The organism is Bradyrhizobium sp. UFLA05-153 (assembly GCF_054185185.1).
Map to the genome: position 1 here is coordinate 23,007 of NZ_JBBIAM010000062.1, position 19,599 is coordinate 42,605.

Genomic DNA, 19,599 nt, shown 5'->3' on the forward strand with positions numbered 1-19,599 from the left:
GAGGCCGACGAAAATCTTTATGCCGCTCTTATGAGGACGCCTCGCGTCTACTCTCGAAAACCTACTCGCCCAGCAGGATATTGAGCGGGCAAGTCAAGCGAGAGTGCCTACCGGCCATTCCCCTCAACATTCGTGGAACGTCGAACTGGCGGACGCACTCGCGTCAATCAGAAGGAATACCAACTTGAAGCTCGTCGAACCCCCATCGTGCAGCTCCCCCTCGACCGTCGTCTTCATCGGCAGGAATCGCCGAGGCCAGTGGGTCGCCCAGGAACAGAACGGCCTCTATGGCGGGCTATTCGTCAGCCGGGAACAGGCCATCAAGTACGCGCTGTTTGAGAACAGTCAGCATCTTGAGACGATCGTCGAACTAACGCGCGAGATTGAGCTCGATATGAGCCGGCAGCCGCAAGCCGGCATCGATCGACGCGTCGCCTGACAGAGCACCTTTCCAAGGAGTACGCTGATGCTCCAGCTTCATTCGTCCCCCTCCGAGTGCGACCAGGTCATCGAGACCATGATCACGCTCACACACCTGTCGAACCTCAATCGCGCGATCGTCGCTGGCCGAGGCAGCACTGAATTGTATCTGGCTTTGCGCCGGCGTGGCCTTGTCCGGATCGCACTCCCCTCGATGTTTCGCCTGCGCAACGGGAGGTGCGCGGTCGGCCTCATCAACGTTGAGACCTCGCTTGCGGAGTTCGAGCTGGCACTGGCCCAGATCGCCCCGTCTCTGGGCGCCGCCGCGACGATCGCTGTCCTCATCAAATCGCGCGAAAGCGGCCTTGCGCTGAAGATTCGCAAGTCGCTCGTGCAGCTCGGCTTCCGGATCGAGGCGGGCGTGAGATGCCAGCAGGGACTGGTGCTGTCCGGGCACCGGCAGGGCTTTGCTCAGATGGAACACGCGGCGTGAGGCCCATGACCATGCTTGTCCCTCGCTCTGCCTGGCTCACCGGCTACATCCCCGACCTGCCGACCCCGTTCAACGCCGCAGGGCTGGTCGATATCGAAGCCGTCGCCGCGCAGTGCGAGCGACAGATTGCAGCCGGCGCTCCGGCGCTCGTCGTCTGCGAGGACGCCGGCGAAGCCTCGACGCTGTCGCCGACAGAGCAGGCACTGATCATACGCACCGCAGTTGACGTCGCACGCGGCCGCACGCGGATCATCGCCGGCGCCGGCTCGAACGCGACCAGCCGCGCTATCGAGCTGACCCGGCGCGCAGAGGCAGCGGGCGCCGATGCTGTGCTTTCGGTTGTGCCCTACTACAACAAGCCTATGCAGGAGGGGATTCGCGCCCATTTCCAGGCCGTCGCAAGTTCAACCGGGCTACCCATCATCCTGCATGACGTACCGTCCCGCACCCTTCGTCCCCTCGCCGACGAGACCATCGTGCGCTTTGCCGAATCCCGGCAATTCGCAGGCTTGAGAGATGGCAGTGGCGACATCGCTCGCCTGTTGCGGCTGAATTGCGTTTTGCCACCCGGCTTCCGCCTGTTATCGGGTGACGATGCGACCGCCTTCGGCTTCATCGCGAGCGGTGGGCACGGCGCGATCTCACAGCTATCGAATATCGCGCCGGATCTGTGCCGGACGATCTTCTCAACCTGTCGGCAGGGCCGGCTGCAAGCTGCGAATTACCTGCAGACGCGACTTGTGTCGCTGGAGTTCTGTCTGTCCAGAGAACGCCCTGCCGCCCTCAAATATGCGCTGAGCCTGCTCGGCTTGATGGAGCCTTACACCCGGCTGCCGATCGTGGAGTTGGACGAGCCCGCCAAGGCAGAGCTTGCCAGAGCGCTCACCGCGATCGCCGACGAAGATCTGATCGAGACTGCTGAGGCGTGATGTCTGCCTGCGTTGCCAAGGTCGCGTGCGGTCGAGGCTCACCGTGAGCTCGGGGCAAGGGCCAGATCGACAGAGCAAGCTGCTGCATGCGTGGCAACTGGCGCTTCTGCGTCTTGCCATTACGCTGGAGGAGGCCGACAGGCTGAATGTCCTTGCCATCGCCGGAGAAGCTGATCGGCTCGCTGCAAACCAGCGTGGCGCCGCTTCCTTCCGCTTCTTTCGGCGAACCAGCGTGGAGCTGAGCTTGGCTATCCTCGGAGCGTCAGCGGATGCTGACACGGTCCTGCGCCGCTTTCATGCACAAATCGACCATCCGACCTTGAAACGAGCATTCGGCGCGGCCGTTGGGATCAAGGCTCAGCATCATGCAAGACACGGAATGACAATCTGCTCGGGGAATTGCCGTCATGGAAGGTTTACGCTTTGAGCCGCCCTCCAGGTATGTCATCACCACCAGACTGTCCGCGAGCTGCGTAGCGCGACCTCTGAGACTATCGATCATGAGAGGCGCAAGCTGCTCGCCGGCGCGGCCACGGGACTTGCCGCTGCAGGCGTCGTCAACATGTTTGCGATACGCCCGGCGCCGGCCGCAACGAACGACGAGATCCGTCCGTTCTGCGTGAATATTCCCGAAGCCGATCTCGTCGACCTGCGCCGTCGCCTTGCGGCGACCCGGTGGGCTAAGAAAGAGACGGTCGACGACGGCTCCCAGGGCGTGCCGCTCGCTATGTCAAGCGTACGCAGGCGTCGGCCAGTACCGCCGGATCACGCCGATGATCACGACGACGAAGAATACCAACACGATGCCCTGTACGATGGCGAACGGTAGCTCGGCTGGGGGCACGCTTGGCGCCAGCGCATGCAGTGCCGGCACTTTCAGGAAGGACTGGATCACCAGCACGAATACATTGAGGTAGAGCGAGACTAGAGCAGTTAGCGCGTAGATCCAGCGCCAGGCGCCGGCGAGCTTCATGCCGTAAAGCGCAAAGCAGGCGATCGCCAGCAGAACCAGTGAAAAAATGCCTATCATATGGGACGGCAACAGCTTCTCGAACAGCAGCGGTGGGATCAGAAACCCCGAAGCGCTCGTCAGGATAGTGAATCCTAGGAAGATCGCAGTCAAACCCGGCATCCGCTTCGAGCCGAGCATCCCGAACATCACGACCAGGCCTGCCACGATTGCAATCAGGCCGATGATCACGTGAACCATCGTGAACGTCGCCAAGCTCATACCCAATATCATGATACATCTCCGAACAAGATCATACGGTCCTCCCAGTTGTCGGAACTGAGCGGCCAGCCGTGATGAGAAACAATGGGTTCGGCGGGCTCCGCCCCCCAGTCATGTAGAAGACCTTGGACGCAATCTTTGATGGTGACTGTGGTCATAGGGTCGATCCCTTGAATAGCGCAATTTGCAGCCAGCTTGGTGCTTGGGTTGTAACAACTATTGTGCGGGCACGAGCGCCGGCGCGCCCTTGTCCTTGATCAAGACCACCAGGAATTTCGCTGGCTTTGTGTCGCTTGCGTTCCGGTCGACGACGTGAACGTCGCCAGGGCCTTCATAGAAGCTCTGTCCTGGTGTCAATGTCACCGGTTGTCCACCCTTCACTTGCATCACGACGGAGCCCTCCAGCACGTAAACAAACGCGTGGGCATTGTGTCGGTGAACAGCGCTTGATCCGCCGGGCGCATGCTCGACCGTGATCATCAGGGCTTCCCTGCCGGGGCTTTCCGGAAGGTCCTTGGACATGAGTGGCGTGACCTTAGCCTCCTCAGCCACCGCAGTGCCGGTCATGAAGCACAGCAGAATCAACGCAACGAGTTTGTTTGTCATAGTCGCCTCTTTCGTTCCTCGCCCGAGGCCCGCTCGTAGCAGAGCGGGCCTACTTGCGATGCGGTATCAGGCTGCTGCCTGTGAGCGGCGGATCCATTCGTCCAAACCGATGCGGCCGAGGCGCGCCTCGCCCAATGGCACTAGCGAGTGCTCGTCGACCCGGCCGCCCCAGTATCGGGCCTCGGGATCGCTCACGACCTCGCGCGGGTCGCCAACCGCCTTCAGGTAGCGGGCAATGATTTCGTTGAACGGCGCTCGCTCCGGGCCGGCGATCTCCACGATACCGCTTCGCGGCGGCGCGAGTGCCACGTCGGCAACATTGGCAGCAACGTCGTCCGCCGCGATCGGCTGGAACAGGATCGGCGGGAGCCTGACCTTGTTTCCATCCGAACTTGAATCGGCGATGCCGCGGAGAAATTCCATGAACTGGGTTGCGCGGACGATCGTGTATGGGACGCCGGATGACTTGATCAGATTCTCCTGGGCGACCTTGGCGCGGAAATAGCCATTGTCTGTCCGGTCGGTTGCGACGATCGATAGTGCGACATGGTGCCTGACGCCCGCTGCGGATTCTGCTGCGAGCAGGTTACGGCCAGAGGTCGAGAAGAACTCCAGCACCGCCTTGTCTTCGAATGAGGGCGAATTGGCGAGGTCGATCACCACCTGTGTGCCTGCCATCGCCTGCTTGAGCCCCTCGCCGGTGATGGTGTTGACACCGCTTTGAGGCGAGGCAGCCACGACCTCGTGGCCGCCCTGGCGCAGAATGGCGACGGTCTTCGAGCCGATCAGGCCGGTGCCGCCGATCACGACGATCTTCATGTTTGATCCTCCATTGTCGTTAGATTCGCTTGGCTTCTGAGTTGGTAGTCCGGCCCTAGCCCAGCAAGCGGTCAGTAGTCCCAGATGGCCGGTACCCAACGAAAGGCGTTGCCAGCGACCGCGACATGGCCGACGGACGGGAACGGCATATGCGTGGCCACCAGCAGTTCGCGGTTCGCCGCCAGCTCCCGCAAAAGACTGGTACGAACGCGGGCCGCCTCCTCGGGGTCATGTTCGAAGCCGTTGTACCAATCCGGGTGTTCGAATCCGACCGCGAACACGAGGTCGCCAGCGAATGTCAGCCGGTCGCCGCCGGACGCCAGGCGGACCACGCTGTGCCCGGGGGTGTGGCCGCCAGTGCGACAGACGACGACCCCCGGCGCCACCTCGTACTCCGTCTCGAACGTGTGAAACTTGCTGCCGTATTCGTTCGAGAACCGCTTGGCCGTCTTGCGAAGCGCGTCCGGGAAACCCGGCGGCATGGAGACGCGGGAAAAATCGGGCGATTCCCAGAACTTGACCTCGGCGGCGGCCACATGGATCCGAAGATCCGGACGCAGCCGCTCCTTCACCCCGTCGACGAGCAGCCCGCCAACATGGTCCATGTGCATGTGGGTCAGCACCACGTCCGTTACGGACGAAAGATCGATGCCGGCGGCCTCCAATCGGTGGACCAACTGTCCGGCCTTCGGCACTGGGAACTCCACCCCCATCCCGGCGTCGACGAGGATGGTCCGGCCCCCGCTGCGCACCACGACCACGTTCAGCGCCCAATCCAACGCGTCCGGAGGCAGGAAATTGTCCTTTAGCCAGGCCGCCCGGGTAGCCGGGTCGGCGTTGTGGGCCAACATCGCGCCTGGCAGCGTTAATACGCCATCGCTGACCACCAGCACGTCGATGTTGCCGATCTGCAGCGCGTAGCGCGACGGAACCAACTCGTCGAGCCTCGGTCTAACGGAGTTCGAGGTGTAGTCCAGGCTCATGTGTATCTCCTCCTGAGCGTTGCGGATCATCTCATTCATCTTTGAGAACTCCTGCGTTCGATCTTCGCGCTTGATCTTAGGCGGGCCGCGCTTCCCGCGTGGGAAGCGCGGTCAATGCGTTTGAGGTGTCCAGAGACCGGCGACACGCTCATAGCCGGTGTGTCACCGTGATGATCTATCGAACTTGACCCGCGACTGCGCCAGAGCGATTGCCGTCACTATAGAGCGATTGCTGCTAACGCACGCGCCTCCGCTAGGCGGGCAAGCGGATAGGCCGTCCGGTTGTGACCGAGAGCCTGTGAGGCGCACCGCCAGCACATGCCGCACGCTTGGATCACTACGGCCGCTTGACGGAAGTGCGTTCGCCACCCCAGACTGGCCTCTACAGGTGGCATTGAGGTCCGGTATGTCAGACCTTACGGACGTCACCCGGAGGCTGGTAGCTGTCCTCGCGGCAGACGTGGAGGGCTACAGCCGGCTAATGGGTGTCGATGAGGTCGGGACGCTCAAGGGACTCACTGAGCGCCGGGCGATCCTCGACAGGCACATTGGGGAGCACAGGGGCCGCATAGCCAACACGGCGGGTGACAGTGTGCTCGCCGAATTTCGGAGTGCAGTGGACGCCGTCCAGTGTGCCGTGGATGCGCAGGTCGCCTTAGCAGAGGCTAACGCCAGCCTCTCACCTGATAGCCGCATCGCCTTCCGCATGGGGGTTCATATTGGCGACGTAATGGTCAGGGCCGGCGACTTGTTCGGGGAGGGTGTGAACATCGCCGCTCGTTTGCAGTCCATTGCAAAGCCTGGAGGCGCGTGCATCTCAGGCACGACGTACGATCAGGTACGCAAGGTCCTGCCGATCACCTTTACGGACCTCGGCGTTCAACAGGTAAAGAACATTCAAGAGCCAATTAGGGCCTATCAGGTGGGTGCGTCGATTGAAACGAGTGAGGCTGCTCCAGCGCGTGCCGTCGAGGCTGAGAGCGCGCCTCCGCTGCCCGACAGGCCTTCCGTTGCGGTGCTTCCGTTCGCGAACATGAGCGGCGATCCCGAGCAGGAGTATTTTGCCGATGGGATGGTCGAGGAAATCATCACAGCGCTGTCGCGTTTCAAATGGTTGTTCGTAATCGCCCGCAATTCGAGCTTCACCTTCAAGGGTCAAGCCGTCGACATAAAGGAGGTCGGACTCAGGCTCGGCGTGCGCTACACCCTTGAGGGGTCGGTACGCAAGGCGGCTGCGAAGGTTCGCATCACAGGCCAGTTGATTGATGCGGTGACGGGCGCGCACCTATGGGCGGACAGGTTCGAGCGTGATCTGACTGACGTCTTCGCTCTGCAGGACGAAGTCACCGTCGCCGTTGTCTCGGCCATTCAGCCAAGATTGCTACAGACAGAAATTGCAATGGCGGCGCGGCGACGACCGGAGAACCTCACCGCTTATGATTTTTATCTGCGAGCGATGTCGCAATTCTACCTGACGACCCGTGAAGGGTTGGCGGAGGCGATAAGATTGGCTCATCGCGCTTTGGAGCTGGACCCTGGGTGCAGCCTGGCCGCTGCCCTCGCAGGTGCCGGTCACATGCAAAATGTCCTTCTGGGCTATGCGGTCGATCCTCAATTCGACAGGGAGGAAGCAATTCGGCTTCTTCGGTTGGCATTGAGCATCAACGATGGTGATCCGGATTCGGTGGCAGTGGCTGCGGTGACATCGGCCTACTTTGTCGGCGATCGTGAAAGTGAAATTGAAATGGCTGACCGGGCGGTTGCGCTCAACCCAAATTCATTTGTGGCATGGAGCTGCAGAGGCCAAGTCTATAGAATTGTAGGGTTGCCCGAGGAAGCGATTCCCAGCTTTGAACGGGCCATTCGCATGAGCCCAGTAGACCCGCGACTGCACCTGATGCTTGCTGGTATGGGGCAGGCCTTGATTGAGCTCCGTCGCTTTGACGAGGCTATCGCCGCAGGGAAGAAAGCCCTTCGTCAGTGCCCCTCCTTTTCGGGGGCTCACTGTTGCCTCGCGTCCGCTTTAGCCCATCTCGGACGTGATGCTGAAGCTCGCGAGGCGGCGGCGCATTTGCTCGAAGTCGACCCCGACTTCACGGTATCTGCTTGGATCGCCCGGGGCGGCCAAACAAACTCGACGCTTGTTTTGGAGGGCCTTCGGAACGCGGGGTTGCCCGCATGATCCCGGCTTGTGCGACCGCTCCTCGCGTGATCCTACGTCGCGATGTGTTGGCCTTTTTGCCTGCAGGCCCCACGGTGGTGATGTCGCAACACCTGGAATCGCCTTCCTGTCATGCGCTCGCAGGGGGGTAGCTCGCTTCGACGGTCCAGGAGTCCTTCGGCTGGCTGTACAGCTGCCAGAACTGTTCGGCCACCGATGAGGCCTCCTTCGAGTCCGGGGAAACAAAGGTACAGACGGTCACCGTCGCGACGTGAATTCCCTTTCCTCGGAACGATTCAAAAAGTCCGCGAGCCAAAGCACGAATCCCGGCCTTGCCGATGCTGACTGAGAGATAGTCCGGGCTGGGAGCGAGCGCGAAGCCACCACCCGTCAACAGGATCGCACCGGACCTCTGATCCTCCATCTTCGGGGCGACCGCCTGAGCGGCGACAAGCGCCCCTCCGATGTTCACGGCAAGATCACTGTTGAAGCTGTCGCGCGACTGTTCAGAGAGGGTCGCCTTTCGCGCGGATGCGGCATTGTAGTGCAAGACGTCGATTGAGCCGTGCTGCTTCTGAACCTCAGCGATCAGTTCCGCGACGCTCTTCGGATCGCCTGCGTCCGCTTTGCGAGCGTTGGCCCTGTAACCTTTCTTTACTAGCCTTTCGGCCAGCTCTTGCGTCTTGGAGACGTTCCGAGCGGCCAAAAACACTTGGAAACCCTCTCTGGCAAAGCGTTCGGCGGTCGCGAAGCCCATTCCCGGGCCCGCACCGATGCTGAGAAATGTTTTCATCTCCTGTTCCTTTTTGTAAGCACCTCGCATTTGGCATTCGCCAGGCCAGCGTCGGCGCAGAAGGTGTTCACCGCATGCGTCTTCGCCAGTCGCTCGGCGTTTCACCGGTCAGCTTTCTGAACGCTGCGGCGAAGGCGGTCTGGGAGGAATAACCGAGCGCCGCTGCGACCGAGACGACCGACACGTCGGTGTCACGCAGCATGTTCATGGCTTGCTCGAGCCGGTGCTGGCGCAGCCAGGCATGCGGCGACAGCCCGGTGCTTTCCTTGAAAGCGCGGCAGAAGTGGAAGCGCGACAGGCCTGCATCCGAAGCCAGCGCGGCAAGCGATAGGTCCGCATCGCTGTCCGAACGCAGGCGTTCGATGGCGCGACCCAGCACCTTGGGCGACAGCCCGCCCATGACCGGCTGGATCGTTGCGGGTGAGCCGCCATACGCCGTGAGCAGGCGCGTAGCCAGAAGAGTCCAGCGCAGCGCAGCCTTCCAGGGCGTCGGCCGCGCTCAGGAGCAGGCGGGATGTAATGGGGTCGGGATGCGCAGTTCGCTCCACAAGTTCGCCGGGGGCGGTTGTACTGGCTTCGTGGGCGACGCGATTGAGCGTTGCCTGCGGAAGATAGAGCTGAAGGACACTCAAAGGCTGGTAGATGTCCCATCGTGAGGTTGAACCGGCCGGAATAACCGTCACGGTCCCGGGACGCGTCATTCCGTGCACGAACACGTTCCCGTCGCGGCGCTCGAACTGCACTGGCTCGGCGGGGAACGTCATGATGACGTGGTCGGCCATGGGCCGGACGACGTCGTGCAAGGGATCGTGCCTCCAGAAGGTGATCACGCCGCTGGAGGGGTCTGAAGCCATGCGCAGTGGCGCCGTCTTGAGCACGCGTGTCATTTCCGCATCGGCATGAGGACAGTCGCCGATCGGCATATCGCGCTGCTGTGGCCGGGATCTGTCTGGGTGATTGTTCTGCGAACGATCGCGCAAGACTGGCTTGCTGCTCATGGACCTGTCCTCGCCGTTGAGGGGCATTTCGTTGAGCGTTCGGCGCGCGTTCTAATTTAGCCGCTCAACAGGTTCGACGTCTTTCCCAAAACGGCGGTGCTTTGCCTGATCATGCTCAAGCCGCCATCACACGCCCCTGTCCAACCGAAATCGAGTGCGGCGAACGGTCGCGGCTTGCTGCTGTCGAAACGAGTTGCCGGTGCTACAAAGGCTCTTGCTGCGTGACGCTGTTGCGGATGGACAACAACGCTGACTCTCTTTTGAGAGCGCTATCAGTCCCGTGCTCTGAGAATGCCAGCTTGTGGGTCCGGCCGAGAGTCCGCTTTCCCCCAAAGAGCTGGCGATCTCCGATTCCCTTCGAAGCGCCTCACCGCGCGAATGCGCGCGTCTGGCTCAGCGGCGAAGCCGCTCCATGTCGGGCGAACTTTTTCCGAGGCTTAGCGGAAAACCTCGAATCCGACGAGTTGCCCGATCATTACTTGGCATCAAGTCCATCAAGCAGCGCTCTCGCCTCGCGAGCGTCGGCAATCTGGAGGCAGTCTCCGCGCGTCTCGCATACCTGCGCAATGATTTGCCTCGCCTCGGCCTTCCTGTCCTGTGCCGCCCTGAGACGCGCGAGCCTAACTGCATTTCGCAACTCCCAGAATAGCGCGCCCTGCTGCCTTGCCAGATGGAGCGCGTCGGAGAAGTATGCTTCTGCTGACGAGGCGGATCGGTGTGGTGACCCCTTCAGCATCAGTTCGCCTTTGATGCGCAATAACTCCGGGACGTACCACTCTTCGTGCCTGGCTTTGCAGCGCTCCAAGGCTTCATCGACCGCTGCAAGTCCGTTATCGATTTCATTTGCTTCACCGAGACAGACCGCGAGTTCGCCCAGCGGAAGCAGGAAGCGCGGCAGGAGCCTGGCGTCACCCGCGCGACCGATTTCACTACGCAAGAGCGCCAGTCCGGCGTCGACGTTACCCCGCTTCGCCATGACCATCCCCCTGAAACAACCAGCCCAAAGCCGCCATAGTCGTATCGCGTGGCGTTCGGTGTGCTCGAACAGCACGTCACCGTAGTGCTCCGCCGCGTCGAGATCGCCGGCCCAAAAAGCGATCGGGCACGCGGCCTGTCCCAGCACACTACAGAAAGTCAAGGCGTGGCCGTTCGCGCGCCCCTCCTCGATGTTGCGCTCGACAAGCCGTAGCGCCTGACCCGCAAAACCCTGCAGCCACAGGATGCGGGCACGGAAATATTGCGTCGAGATGCGAAGATCGAGAGGGAAAATCCTGGGCCTTCCTACCAGGCGATCGAGAGACGCATCCACTCGATCGATGTGGTTGCGGGCATCCTTCTGGTTTCCGAGAAAGTGCAGCGACACGGCGAGAAGGCGATCGCCCAGCATCGAGTCGGTCGGATCGGCCGACTCCTCTGCCGCCCTGGTGAAGCGCTGAGCGAATTCGAGCGCCTTGAGAAATTCGCCATTGTTGAACTGATCGACACACAGGCCCCACAGCGCACGCAGGCGATAGTCTTTGTCGTCGAGCCGTTCCGCCAATTCGAGGGTGATCGCTAGTGCCGGACCCGTCTCTCTCGCACGTCCCTGGCTGTAGGTCAGCGACCAGCCTAGCGCCGCCGAGAGCTGCATGCGCAGGCGTGTTGAGCCCGTAGCGCCATCATCCAGTCGCGCGAGCGCCAATTCGGTGCGCTCGCGACATTCGCCGAACAGCGACAGGTGGACCCATAACGGTACTGGAGCGGCAGTCAACGCAGCGCCGACCTGCAAATCGCCGTCCGCAGAGAATGCCCAGTCAAGGCCGGCACGGACATTGCCGAGATATCGGCCGTAGCGCTTCTGCCAATCGGCTTGCGGCAAGGGATTACTCTCAGCTTCGGCCTGAAGGAGGGCAGCCCGGAAATATTCCGCATGACGACGTGCGGCTTCCTGATACTCGCCCGCAGCCCGCAGTTTCTCGAGCGCGTAGGCGCGCGTCGTGTCTAGGAGACGATAGTGATCGTCCCCGGCTTGAAAGTCGGCGGCGACGAGCGACTTAACGACCAGCCCTGCCAACATGTCTGCGGCCGTCGCGTCCATATCTGCCGTCACCGCGGCAGCAGCATCGAGGGAAAAATTGCCATTGAAGACCGCGAGGTGGCGCAGCACCCGGGCCTCGGTCTCCGAAAGCAACTCATAACTCCAGTCGAGGGTCGCAAGCAGGGTCTGATGCCGCGGCAAAGCGGTTCGAAAGCCGCTGGTCAGGAGATTGAAGCGATCGTGCAGGCGCGCCGCGACCTGCTGCAATCCAAGCGTTGCGATGCGGGCCGCCGCGAATTCGATGGCAAGTGGGATGCCATCGAGCTGACGCGAAATCGACGCGACTAGTTGAAGGTTTTCCGCGCTCGGCGAGAAGTCGGCATTCAATGCCTTTGTCCTCGCCACCAGGAGCTGCGCTGCGCTGTATCCGAGCACATCGCGATCTCCACCTCTCTCTTGTCCCGGAATATCGAGTGGAGGAACGCGATAGACGTACTCGCCATCGATGCGCAGTACCTCACGGCTCGTCGCCAGTATCGTTGTATATGGACAGGAACGTACGAGCGCCTCCGCCAGCCGCGCAGCCCCTTCGATGAGATGCTCGCAATTATCCAGCACAAGCAGAAGTTTCTTTGTACCAATTTCACGCGTGATCGTTTCGATGGATACCTCGTCGCCACGTTGCTTGAGGCCTAGAACCGCCGCGACCACGAGCGGCACCATCGCAGGGTCCGATAGCGAGGCCAGTTCCACGAGCAAACCATCGCCTCCGAAAGTCGCGAGCAGACTGCGCGCAACCGCATGCGCGAGGACACTCTTTCCGATACCTCCCGGTCCCGTCATGGTGACCATTCGATAGGTCGAAAGTAGCTCCGATAGCTGGATCTCGGCAGCCGCTCTGCCGATCAATGCATTGGTTGGGGCCGTGAGATTTGTGACATGGCTTTGAATTGGTTCGGCAGCCGGCATGCCCACCGCGGTGACGGCCTCCTGCTGAATGACCCAATCTCCCAGCAATCGGTAGCCGCGACCCGCGATCGTTTTCAGGAGTCCCCTGTCCGGACCCAACGCTTTGCGTATGGCGGAGATTTGAGCTTGCAGCGTATTTTCCTCAACCGCTGCGCCCGGCCATACACGATTCATCAAATCATACTTGTCGATCAGTTCGCCCGCCGACTGGACGAGCGTCTCGAGAATTTCAAACGCCCGACTTCCAAGGTCAGTCGGAACGCCGTTCAACCGCATCTCGCGGCGAGCGAGATCGATTTCCCAAGCGCCCGACCTGTAAACGGGCTGTCGGTCCTGGCCCCGCATCCGTGCTCCTTTCGGGCATTTTAAGGCCATTTCGGACGGCTTTGCGGGACAATCTGCGGTTCCCGCGCAGTGCTTTTCAGGACTTTTCAGAACTGGCTCAAGGCGAAATGCGGCCCCTGGGGATAGGGTCAGTCATCGAACATTCTCTGGGCCGCAACGCCATGACCGCAAATGGATTGATTACTATCGAAAGTCGAAACGGACCCGAGGAAACGATGAATCGGTTCGAGGCCGAGGTCCGCGCCAGGGGAATGACCGTCTTTGCCCATATTGATCACGCCGCGGGCGCGACCGCCGCGGGGCTCCCGCTGCGCCCCACGGAACTCTTGATCTTCGGCAACGCAAAGACCGGCACGCCGCTGATGCAGTCAAATCAGATGATCGGCATAGATCTGCCTCTGAAGACCCTGGTCTGGCAGGACGCATCGGGCACCACGTGGTTGTCTTACAACGATCCAGCGTTTCTTGCGCACCACCATGGCGTGGACGGTGCAAATGATACGACCGTCAACGCCATGGCTGCCGCATTGCAGGCGATCGCAAGCAAGGCAACGACCGCAACCTGACATCCAATGGCAGTTCAAGGACTAAACTTCGGAGCACGCCGATGACTATCACGCAACCAATAGTCCAACGCGACATGCCATTCGAGGAAAGGGTAAGCGAAGACGAAACACTCATGCAGACGCCGCCGGATACCGCGCGTCCCTTTGATGCAGAGCTCCACGAGATCATCGACGCGATCGCGGCGATAGTCATGGGTGCACAGGCTGGGTCACGATGGTTGCGTGTTCAACCGCCGGACCTGGAAGAAGTGCGAGAGATCCTCAGCAGTATCGCCGTGGACGGCAAGCGAGCTTGCGAACTCGTCGTTCGGCTTCGAGCGGTTCTGAGCGCAGGAGCCCAAACAACGCAGGGCACCAGCAAGGGCGTTTTCTGCGGATCCCACGATCCTTCCTAACGGGTTAGCGTCCGGGCGATGTTCGGCTTGCACCGATTGCGTCGAAAAACTTCTGAAATCCCCTTCGGAGACTGAAATTCGCGATACCCGTCGTCGAAGTGCGGTTTGATGTGCCGGGAGGCTGGCTGATTGCGGTAGCAGGAGATGACGCGGCCCCCGGAGTCTCCGACACCGCCGCGCTGGCGTCCCTTTTAATCGCGCACCGCGCCGAACACATCCGAACTCGCCAGGCCCGCAGTCACTATCCCGGCAAAACTTCTTCGACCTCTCAAGGGGATGATCCCATCGAACGGACCGCGAACGAAGGCCCTGCACAGGGCAAGCATTTCCGCTGATCGCCGTCATAAATCCGTAATCTTACGTCACTGAAGCCTTTGCGGGCCCGACCTTGTGACTTAGGTTAGGCATAAGCAGACGGGGCAAGCCATGACGGAACGCGATCAATCAGGAATCACGCCACGTGACCGCCTTCTTGAAGCGGCTCGCAAGGAGCTAGTTGATTTCGAGCGGCGCGAGAACGAGTTCCGAAAAAAGGATCGCGACGAGCGGGCCGCAGAGTTGCGACTTCCTCTGGAAGTGATCAAGATTCACTAACGTGTGCGGGCTCCAGGCACCACAGCTGCCGCCCTCACGCTGCCCATCCGCCCCGCAGCTTCAGCCGAGTTGATCGATTTCGCCGCCTCCGAATATGTTTCAGTCGCAACGGCACCGCCTACGAAGCGCTCTTGCACTGGTTTGAGCTTGAGCTCGCCCGCCGCTGCGTTGGGGCTGCCCGGCTGATCAACCATATCGGTGTTGACGAGATTGGTCAGTCGCAACTCGTCCCGTGACAGCTCATGCAGATCCTCCCAGGGCGGCACGTTCAACGAAAGCGACAACAGATCGCCCGCACCGCCCATGTCAAAGGCGTATTTGGCGAGACGCCCGATATCGCGTTCCACGATTGTTAGATCATCTGCGCTGTAGGTCGCGGCCCTGGCGTCATTGGCGCGGTCGCCCATCCATATCTGATGCACACGAACATGGGCGGTCTCGGGCACGTAACGCGTCTTGCCCGACAGAAGCAGGAAGACGCACATCGACTCGCAATAGGCCACGGGCGTCACGTTGACAGGATCGCTTTGCGCCGTGTTGGTCTGAACGCTGACGCCGACGGTGGTCAGCGGCCCGAGATTGCGCCAGCGCCGTCCAAGCGCAATCGAGTCGTTGACCGAACCGCCGCTCGAATCCAGCACGATGGTCACGCCGCCGAGCTGTCGGCCGCGCGCGAATTCATCGAAATCTCTTGGACTGGCGGCGGTCACGATGCCGACAGCGCTGATCCAGCCCCGGCAATTCGGCTGGCAAGCGACCCAGCTAAACTTCATTGGCAATTTGCGGTCTTCGCCGGCATGCGCCGAACCGCTCAGCATAGCCACCAATGCGATGCAAAGAGCCGCGCCAATGAGCAGCATCCAACCTCGGATTTCCACCCAACGAGCGCGAGCCGAGGTCGGATCGGAGATGTGGGGGCGCTCCGAGGATCCGGCCCGCGAGATGAGCATGATTCCGTGACCTCTGCTTGACTATCGAGTGGGGCTGAGCCGTCGCAGCGGCGTACCTACAGCGACACGCGGTGCTGCCCGCCTGGCGGTACCGCTGGAGAATCGAATTTCAGCCAGGGCTGATGCTTGGCGCGCCATTTCGGACCAGGGCCGCGCATGTAGTGCAACTCGGGCCGGTAACTGTCGCGCACGTCCAGAATCAGGTTGCGAACGACGCTGGCGAAGTCGGAGGCTGACTCAGCCGTCCTGCGAGCCAAACCTGACAATGCAGTTGCATCCATGATTCTCATCGCTGTGATTCCTCGATTTGCCGCTCGATGGATCGGGCGATTAGCATCCAGAGCGTAGGCACGAGAGGAGAAGCAAGCCATTGCACAGAGGTCGATCGCGTACAGTACATTGGCTAGGAAGAGCACACCTAAGTTTAGGTCTGCCTACCCGAGACTTGGCCGGTCTTCAAACAAGCGCTTTTGATCCGACTCGGACCTGCCGCGATACAATGCGGCGCACCATGTGTGTGATGACAACCTGGAGCAAACAATGAAAAAGCTTTCCACTTGCGTGGCAGCCGTGGGCTGCCTTGTCGCCTTTGTCTCCGTCGCTCAAGCCCGCTCTGCATACGACGGATCCTGGGACCTCATTTTCGTGACGCAAAGAGGCGCTTGCGACGCGACCTATGATTTCACGGTCAACATCACGGATGGAATAGTGACACATCCGAATCTAGTCAGGTTCAGAGGCTACGTGGCGCGTTCCGGCATAGTCCGGGCGTCAGTGACAGTTCAGGACAAATTCGCCTCCGGCGCAGGCAGGCTCTCGGGCAATTCTGGCCGCGGGACATGGAGTGGCTATTCAGGAAGCGCGCGATGTTCGGGCTACTGGACCGCGCAGCGAAATTGAGGCGCTGAACCCAGACACTTCGCGAAATTTCCGGAGGGGGAGTCACTCCGCCGCGAGCGCGCGGTGTCGGAGCGGCAAGCCAAGGCGTTCCCATACATCGACCAGCGCTTCAGCGAGCGCATCGATCAGTGCGTCATCATGATAGGGCGTCGGCGTGATGCGCAGCCGTTCGGTGCCACGCTGAACGGTCGGATAGTTGATCGGTTGGGCATAGATGCCGTGCTCGGCGAGCAGGAGATCGCTCGCCTCCTTGCACTTCTCCGGATCGCCCACCATGACAGGCACAATGTGTGTCTCAGTGGGCATTACCGGCAGACCTGCTGCGTTGAGCACAGCCTTGACCCGCGCGGCACGGTCCTGATGGCGGTCGCGCTCCCATTGCGAAGTCTTGAGGTGCCGGATCGCCGCGGTAGCAGCGGCGCAGACCGCCGGCGGCAGTGCGGTGGTGAAGATGAAGCCCGGCGCATAGGAGCGCACCGCATCGATGATGTCGGCGCTCGCCGCGATGTAACCGCCAAGGCCGCCGAAGGCCTTCGCCAGCGTGCCCTCGACCACGTCGATGCGGTGCAAGGCCCCTTCCCGCGCGGCGATGCCGGAACCACGCTGACCGTACATGCCAGCCGAATGGACCTCATCGATATAGGTCACGGCGCCGTACCGCTCCGCGAGATCGCAGATGCGGCTCACCGGCGCGACGTCGCCGTCCATCGAGTAGAGCGCCTCGAACACGATCAGCTTCGGCCGCTCAGGTGCCTCCGCCGCCAGCAATTCTTCGAGATGGCCAACGTCGTTGTGGCGCCAGATCTTCTTTTCTACGCCGGCACGCCGTACGCCCTCGATCATCGAATTGTGGTTCCAGGCATCCGACAGGATCACACAGTTCGGGAGCAGCTTGGCAATGGTCGCAATGCCGGTCTCGTTGGACACGTACCCCGAGGTGAAGACCAGCGCCGCTTCTTTGCTGTGCAGGTCAGCGAGCTCCCGCTCAAGCTCGACCAGCGGATGGTTGGTACCGGAAATGTTTCGGGTGCCGCCCGCGCCAGCACCCATGCGGGTCGCGGTTTCGACCATGGCGCCGATCACCTTCGGATGCTGGCCCATGCCAAGGTAGTCGTTCGAGCACCAGATCACGACCGGCCGCGGGCCGTCCGGCGAATGCCATGTCGCATGCGGGAAGCGCCCGGCGATGCGCTCGAGATCCGCAAACACGCGGTAGCGCCGTTCGGCGTGCAAGCGAGCAAGCGCGGCGGAAAAGAAATGATCATAGGTCATGGAGCAAAATCTCCGTCCGGTTTGTGCTCGGCGGTTGGGTCTTCTCCAATCCAACGAGCCGCCTTGCCCCTCCGATCCGGCGCCGTCACTTATCCAGGCCCTGCGAAGAGGGCGGCCGGTCCTCGGGAGGGGAAGGACCGGCCGCGGGGAGCCACGGCGAAGGGACGGGGCGCCGAGGCCAAGCACTTGCGAAGCTGTCTGCCTCCGCGAGCCAAATTGGTATCCGACAAAGGACATCGGGGCGAGTGAAGCAATGTAAATTTCAGCAAATCGTAGCGAATGCGCAGGCCGGGGCATCCGATCACATCCGTTATGAGACGTGATCCGCTTTGACCCTACGCTCCCCGGTCGCCCTGTTTGCCGATCACACACCGCCATCCGGCAAGGCGCTCGGCCGGATGCTCCTTCATCCAGTCGGCAAGCTGCGGTGCGCCCATCAGGCACGACTGCACTGAGACGTTAGCGAAGTTCGAGGTGGTGACGGTCTGCTCGTAGCAATTTGTCGGAGACGACAGACTGCAGAGCACGGCAATGATCTTGATCACGACAGCAGATCCCCGCCACGAACCGAGTGAACCGCCGGCCCTTGGTCGCCCTGCTCGTTGATGGGAGCAGCCGACGGGAAGACGCTTTCATATATCGCACGAGCTTCTCGAATGAGGCGGATACGCTCGCGCTCGGATTTTGAAACAAATCGAACAACCTCACCCATAGTAAGCTCCTATTGAATTACAGTCGTCATTCCTACTATTGACTTGGTGTCCTTAGCGCCGGCGTTGAACCCCCGCAGGTGGTAACGAACAGATAAAAAGCGCGTGACACAGTCTGAAGGTTGAAGAAAAGGCCCCTTCGTCTAGGTCGGCCGAGATTCCTCAACCGAGCTACGCCAGCGTTCCAAACTGCCGTGCGCATCGAGAACCTAGCAGTAGCCCGTTCATGGTTTTCCTTTCCAATCCCGGCCGAGCGGGTCAGCTCTAGCGCGCAGCCTCGGCCGTCTGTTGTCGGCTTTGCGGCTTGCTCCCGATGACCTTTTTCCGTGGCGTCAAGACCTCGATCTGGTGGGGAGATGCGGGCATACCACCGAACGTCAGCGTGGGCACAGAGGGGGCCTCCTGAACATGTGCCGCGCCCGTCACGGAGACCTGGTGCGCGGTGATCGGAAAGCCCGTCGTTTCATAGGTCGGAAGCCCGGCAGCGGCAGCCACATCGATTCCGTTCGCTATGACGAGGGAAATGGCGGCAAACAACACTGAACGTTTCATGATTGCATCTCCTTTGGTTCTACTTCCATGGGTTTACGGTAGTGATTGAGTCACTTCGCCGACGCTACGGCAGCCTTCGACGCGGCGAACGCTCCGACCCTGTATCGGGGAGCCGGGACCGCGCTTGAGAGCTTGCCGGACATGGTGCGGCGCGCGGTCTCGTAGCTGTCCCAGTCGACCTTGTCGGCGAGAGACGGAATGGTGACGACCTCGCCCTGGTCAAGACCGGTCAATGCGGCGTCGACCATGTCACCGGCGGACATCACGATCGCGGCAGGGAGGTGGTGGAGCGGCACGCCGGCGACGTCCCAGAAGTCGGTCGCGGTTGCGCCGGGCAGGACAGCCTGGACGCGCACGCCTTTTTCAGCGAGCTCGTGGTGCAGCGAGAGAGAGAAAGCCAGCACAAACGCTTTGCTTCCACCATAAACGCCATTAAGCGTTTCAGGTGAGATCGCTACGATGGACGAGATGTTGATGATCGTGCCCCTGCCGCGCGTGACGAAGCCCGGGGCCGCCGCATAGGTCAATCGGGTTAGCGCACCGACATTGAGGCGGATCATATCATCCATCTTCTCGACGTCGGCGTTAAGCAGTGGCGCCGTGGCTCCGACGCCTGCATTGTTGACCAGGAGCGTGATGTCCGCGTTCGCGCGCAGGATCGCCTCGACCTTGGCAAGATCCGTCTTGTCGTTGAGGTCGGCTGCGAGGGTGTCGACGGAGCGGCCGGTCGAGCTTCTCAAGCGCTGCGCGAGGCCGGTGAGACGGGTCTTGTCGCGGGCGACCAGGATCAGGTCGTAACCACGTTTGGCCAGACGGTCGGCGTAGATAGCGCCGATACCTGCCGATGCGCCGGTGATGAGGGCGGTGCCTTTGTCGGTGGTGCTCATGGACGTTCT

Annotated in this window: 22 protein-coding genes and 1 pseudogene; 9 read left to right on the plus strand and 14 right to left on the minus strand. The window is 61.3% G+C overall.

Annotation, left to right across the window (positions count from 1 at the left end; translation table 11 throughout):
- The first annotated feature begins 184 nt into the window (after window positions 1-184).
- The 5 genes from Q2941_RS30155 (at window position 185) to Q2941_RS30175 (ending at window position 2,671) form a co-directional block, all read left to right on the plus strand.
- Window positions 185-439, plus strand: coding sequence for a hypothetical protein (locus Q2941_RS30155; RefSeq protein ID WP_458194667.1), 255 nt, complete (start codon window positions 185-187; stop codon window positions 437-439).
- 27 nt (window positions 440-466) lie between these two features.
- Window positions 467-913 (plus strand): hypothetical protein, encoded by a 447-nt coding sequence (locus Q2941_RS30160; RefSeq protein ID WP_458194668.1) that lies wholly within the window; start codon window positions 467-469, stop codon window positions 911-913.
- Window positions 914-924: 11 nt separating this feature from the next.
- On the plus strand, window positions 925-1,842 hold the full coding sequence (gene dapA, locus Q2941_RS30165) for a 4-hydroxy-tetrahydrodipicolinate synthase (RefSeq protein WP_458194690.1): 918 nt from the start codon (window positions 925-927) through the stop codon (window positions 1,840-1,842).
- 43 nt (window positions 1,843-1,885) lie between these two features.
- The gene (locus Q2941_RS30170) at window positions 1,886-2,269 is read left to right on the plus strand and encodes a hypothetical protein (protein ID WP_458194669.1); all 384 of its coding nucleotides are present in this window, start codon (window positions 1,886-1,888) and stop codon (window positions 2,267-2,269) included.
- Window positions 2,270-2,404: 135 nt separating this feature from the next.
- The gene (locus Q2941_RS30175; RefSeq protein WP_458194670.1) at window positions 2,405-2,671 is read left to right on the plus strand and encodes an epoxide hydrolase N-terminal domain-containing protein; all 267 of its coding nucleotides are present in this window, start codon (window positions 2,405-2,407) and stop codon (window positions 2,669-2,671) included.
- Here Q2941_RS30175 and Q2941_RS30180 read toward each other — a convergent pair.
- The 4 genes from Q2941_RS30180 to Q2941_RS30195 form a co-directional block, all read right to left on the minus strand.
- Window positions 2,573-3,085 carry a hypothetical protein gene (locus Q2941_RS30180; protein ID WP_458194671.1) on the minus strand — a complete coding sequence of 171 codons (513 nt, stop codon included), beginning with the start codon at window positions 3,083-3,085 and terminating at the stop codon, window positions 2,573-2,575. The genes Q2941_RS30175 and Q2941_RS30180 overlap by 99 nt on opposite strands.
- Before the next feature lie 204 nt (window positions 3,086-3,289).
- Window positions 3,290-3,679, minus strand: coding sequence for a cupin domain-containing protein (locus Q2941_RS30185; protein ID WP_458194672.1), 390 nt, complete (start codon window positions 3,677-3,679; stop codon window positions 3,290-3,292).
- Between the two features lie 66 nt (window positions 3,680-3,745).
- Window positions 3,746-4,498: an SDR family oxidoreductase gene (locus tag Q2941_RS30190; protein WP_458194673.1), complete on the minus strand. Its 753-nt coding sequence runs from the start codon at window positions 4,496-4,498 to the stop codon at window positions 3,746-3,748.
- Between the two features lie 71 nt (window positions 4,499-4,569).
- Complete coding sequence (locus Q2941_RS30195; RefSeq protein ID WP_458194674.1) at window positions 4,570-5,520, minus strand: MBL fold metallo-hydrolase; 951 nt, start codon at window positions 5,518-5,520, stop codon at window positions 4,570-4,572.
- A gap of 367 nt (window positions 5,521-5,887) precedes the next feature.
- Here Q2941_RS30195 and Q2941_RS30200 point away from each other — a divergent pair, with 367 nt between their 5' ends.
- Window positions 5,888-7,663, plus strand: a complete 1,776-nt coding sequence (locus Q2941_RS30200; protein ID WP_458194675.1) for a tetratricopeptide repeat protein — start codon at window positions 5,888-5,890, stop codon at window positions 7,661-7,663.
- Window positions 7,664-7,772: 109 nt separating this feature from the next.
- On the opposite strand, the gene Q2941_RS30205 is transcribed toward Q2941_RS30200, so the two are convergent.
- From Q2941_RS30205 to Q2941_RS30215, 3 genes and pseudogenes are all read right to left on the minus strand, one after another.
- A complete protein-coding gene (locus tag Q2941_RS30205; RefSeq protein ID WP_458194676.1) occupies window positions 7,773-8,435 on the minus strand; it encodes an SDR family NAD(P)-dependent oxidoreductase in 663 nt (220 codons plus the stop codon).
- 67 nt (window positions 8,436-8,502) lie between these two features.
- Window positions 8,503-9,433 (minus strand): annotated as a pseudogene (locus Q2941_RS30210) (helix-turn-helix transcriptional regulator).
- 475 nt (window positions 9,434-9,908) lie between these two features.
- Window positions 9,909-12,695 carry an ATP-binding protein gene (locus Q2941_RS30215; protein ID WP_458194691.1) on the minus strand — a complete coding sequence of 929 codons (2,787 nt, stop codon included), beginning with the start codon at window positions 12,693-12,695 and terminating at the stop codon, window positions 9,909-9,911.
- A 110-nt stretch (window positions 12,696-12,805) separates the two neighbouring features.
- On the opposite strand from Q2941_RS30215, the gene Q2941_RS30220 reads away from it, so the two are divergent.
- The 3 genes from Q2941_RS30220 (at window position 12,806) to Q2941_RS30230 (ending at window position 14,319) form a co-directional block, all read left to right on the plus strand.
- Window positions 12,806-13,330, plus strand: coding sequence for a DUF302 domain-containing protein (locus Q2941_RS30220; RefSeq protein WP_371260547.1), 525 nt, complete (start codon window positions 12,806-12,808; stop codon window positions 13,328-13,330).
- 41 nt (window positions 13,331-13,371) lie between these two features.
- Window positions 13,372-13,725: a hypothetical protein gene (locus tag Q2941_RS30225; protein ID WP_027526863.1), complete on the plus strand. Its 354-nt coding sequence runs from the start codon at window positions 13,372-13,374 to the stop codon at window positions 13,723-13,725.
- Between the two features lie 426 nt (window positions 13,726-14,151).
- Complete coding sequence (locus Q2941_RS30230; protein ID WP_198031897.1) at window positions 14,152-14,319, plus strand: hypothetical protein; 168 nt, start codon at window positions 14,152-14,154, stop codon at window positions 14,317-14,319.
- Here the strand turns inward: Q2941_RS30230 and Q2941_RS30235 are convergent.
- The 7 genes from Q2941_RS30235 to Q2941_RS30265 form a co-directional block, all read right to left on the minus strand.
- Window positions 14,316-15,179, minus strand: a complete 864-nt coding sequence (locus Q2941_RS30235) for a COG3904 family protein (protein WP_458194677.1) — start codon at window positions 15,177-15,179, stop codon at window positions 14,316-14,318. The genes Q2941_RS30230 and Q2941_RS30235 overlap by 4 nt on opposite strands.
- A gap of 146 nt (window positions 15,180-15,325) precedes the next feature.
- On the minus strand, window positions 15,326-15,559 hold the full coding sequence (locus Q2941_RS30240; RefSeq protein ID WP_458194678.1) for a hypothetical protein: 234 nt from the start codon (window positions 15,557-15,559) through the stop codon (window positions 15,326-15,328).
- 652 nt (window positions 15,560-16,211) lie between these two features.
- Window positions 16,212-17,441 carry a 5-aminolevulinate synthase gene (gene hemA / locus Q2941_RS30245; protein WP_027526861.1) on the minus strand — a complete coding sequence of 410 codons (1,230 nt, stop codon included), beginning with the start codon at window positions 17,439-17,441 and terminating at the stop codon, window positions 16,212-16,214.
- Window positions 17,442-17,776: 335 nt separating this feature from the next.
- Window positions 17,777-17,986 carry a hypothetical protein gene (locus Q2941_RS30250; protein ID WP_027526860.1) on the minus strand — a complete coding sequence of 70 codons (210 nt, stop codon included), beginning with the start codon at window positions 17,984-17,986 and terminating at the stop codon, window positions 17,777-17,779.
- On the minus strand, window positions 17,983-18,153 hold the full coding sequence (locus tag Q2941_RS30255) for a hypothetical protein (RefSeq protein ID WP_198031896.1): 171 nt from the start codon (window positions 18,151-18,153) through the stop codon (window positions 17,983-17,985). The genes Q2941_RS30250 and Q2941_RS30255 overlap by 4 nt, the downstream gene beginning before the upstream one ends.
- Window positions 18,154-18,415: 262 nt before the next feature.
- Window positions 18,416-18,703 (minus strand): hypothetical protein, encoded by a 288-nt coding sequence (locus tag Q2941_RS30260; RefSeq protein ID WP_458194679.1) that lies wholly within the window; start codon window positions 18,701-18,703, stop codon window positions 18,416-18,418.
- A 50-nt stretch (window positions 18,704-18,753) separates the two neighbouring features.
- Window positions 18,754-19,590, minus strand: a complete 837-nt coding sequence (locus Q2941_RS30265) for an SDR family NAD(P)-dependent oxidoreductase (protein ID WP_458194680.1) — start codon at window positions 19,588-19,590, stop codon at window positions 18,754-18,756.
- Window positions 19,591-19,599 lie beyond the last annotated feature (9 nt).